Annotated in this window: 4 protein-coding genes; all 4 read right to left on the minus strand. The window is 47.5% G+C overall.

The window, feature by feature from the left end; translation table 11 throughout:
• Positions 1 to 238, minus strand: a 238-nt coding sequence (locus ACTHUM_RS12725; RefSeq protein WP_440403026.1) for an oxidoreductase, incomplete at its 3' end; no start/stop codon positions are given.
• Between the two features lie 74 nt (positions 239 to 312).
• Complete coding sequence (locus ACTHUM_RS12730) at positions 313 to 624, minus strand: ArsR/SmtB family transcription factor (RefSeq protein ID WP_070512429.1); 312 nt, start codon at positions 622 to 624, stop codon at positions 313 to 315.
• Between the two features lie 267 nt (positions 625 to 891).
• Positions 892 to 1227, minus strand: a complete 336-nt coding sequence (locus tag ACTHUM_RS12735) for a thioredoxin family protein (protein ID WP_007241657.1) — start codon at positions 1225 to 1227, stop codon at positions 892 to 894.
• A 92-nt stretch (positions 1228 to 1319) separates the two neighbouring features.
• A complete protein-coding gene (locus ACTHUM_RS12740) occupies positions 1320 to 1820 on the minus strand; it encodes an OsmC family protein (RefSeq protein WP_440403027.1) in 501 nt (166 codons plus the stop codon).
• Between the last annotated feature and the right edge of the window lie 54 nt (positions 1821 to 1874).

Below are 1874 nucleotides of genomic sequence, written 5' to 3' on the forward strand. Positions count from 1 at the left end.
TCTCAAGGCTGCGGCTGTCTGAAATCACCACATCGTTTATTGAACCTTTGCCGCTTTCGGCGACCATCACATTGCCCGTAACTAAAACGCCCGCACCGCCTTTTGCCCAAGTGCCGTAGAGGCGGACAAGTTTTTCAGACGGCTGGTCGTTTTGGGCAAGTTGCTCTTCCATGGCGGATTTGAAGATACGGTTTTTAGCGGTTTTGCCGTTTTGAAAAGTGAATGGCGTGAATAACATAATTCTTTCCTTTAAGTTGATAAGTTTAAAAATGTAAACGCATTTGGGTAAAAATAAAGGGTTAATGGATAACCCTATTTTGAAAGTGGGCAATTTTGTGCCATCAAATCTGCAAGCTGTTTCAACCTCGCCACCGCATCCGCCATGGCAATACTGTAAAACCGCTCTTTGCCGACCTGTTCCACTGCCACCGCTCCGGCTTGCAGCATGATTTTTAAATGGTGCGACACCGCAGGGCGCGACAGATGCAGATGCTCGGTCAGCTCATTCACATTCATCCTGCCGTGTTCCCACAGCACGCGCAGGATTTGATGGCGGTTTTCATCACTCAACACGGTAAAAATGGGAATGCACTCGCGCATTAAATTCATCGTTTGTTGTGGCATATTCGGCTTCTTGAGTTTATATGTTTAAAAACTTGAACGCATCTTATTAGGAAAGATGGAGAATGTCAAAGGGAATTTTTAGAAGATGGTTTTAGTGTACAAATCACAGCGTTTCATCAATCATTATCTCAGTCTGCAAGCCGTTTCAGACGACCTTTTTCGTAATAAAGAGCGGTCAAATTTTTAAGTGTTTTGCAAATCATCTTAAAAACTTGACCACTTGCATCATTATCAAGACCGCAGCCGTCTGAAACATTGATAGACCGGTTACTGATGTCCGCTTTCTGCTATTTTTGTCCATTTTGCCAATGTCTGCTTCATCTGTGCCTGAGGGATGAAGCGGGCCATCCGTTCTACTTCCTTGCCTTGATAAAACAGCAGCCATGCAGGTGCGGTCAGCACGTGGAAACGCCCGGCCATTTCGGGTATTTCAGCAATATCGGCTTTTACGGCATACACATTTCCTTCCACCGCCAAAGCTGAGTCAAGCTGGGCGGCCACGACCGTACAAACACCGCAGATTGGGGCTTTGATGTACAGTGATACTAAAGGGTGTGTGGCGATGGCCTGTTCGATGTCTTTCAGAGTGTGCAGTTGTTGCATGTCATGTACTCCTTTGAGCGATTAAGCACGTTTCAAGTTGTCTAGAAAAGGGGCTTTCAACGAAATGAAAACAAGAAAACGGTTTGAGTCGTCTAGATTTTTTCCACAACCACTTTTGCCCGCGCTTTCAGGCTGTTCAACACTGGGGAGGTGGCGGCTGAGCGGTCGGCGAAATTTTGCAGGGTAGGAAGGTCGGCGTCGGCTTTTACTTTTACGGTTAGCACCAGATTATCCAGTCCGCCGTAGCCATCTTCCATGCCAAACAGTTTGGCCATGTCGATACCGCCGCTTGCGGATATTTCAAACTGTTCCAGTTTCACGCCTGCCTGTGCTGCTTGCAACTCGAAACCTATGGAGCAGCAGCCTGCCGCAGCGCCGATCAGGTATTCCATCGGATTTGGGGCGGCGTTTTCACCGCCCATGTTTTTCGGTTCGTCTGTGGTAAAGGCAGGGAAGCGGCGCACGGAGATTTCGTTCTTCGTGCCGGATACCCAGCGCGAATCGGCGCGTAATGTTGCCTTGCCTTTTGTATGGTCGTTTTCAACCGCTGCCATGGTAGTTCGGAAACGTTCGATATCTAACCCGTTAATCATGTTTTGTCCTTTCATATGATGAATTGCAGATGGTTTTTCGCTACACTTACACGC

The sequence above is a fragment of the Neisseria sp. P0021.S006 genome (genome assembly GCF_051956895.1).

Excerpts from the sequence above, each read along its gene's own strand:
- ACTHUM_RS12730 (WP_070512429.1), bottom strand. The coding sequence starts at position 624 with ATGCCACAACAAACGATGAATTTAATGCGCGAGTGCATTCCCATTTTT.
- ACTHUM_RS12735 (WP_007241657.1), bottom strand. The coding sequence starts at position 1,227 with ATGCAACAACTGCACACTCTGAAAGACATCGAACAGGCCATCGCCACA.
- ACTHUM_RS12740 (WP_440403027.1), bottom strand. The coding sequence starts at position 1,820 with ATGATTAACGGGTTAGATATCGAACGTTTCCGAACTACCATGGCAGCG.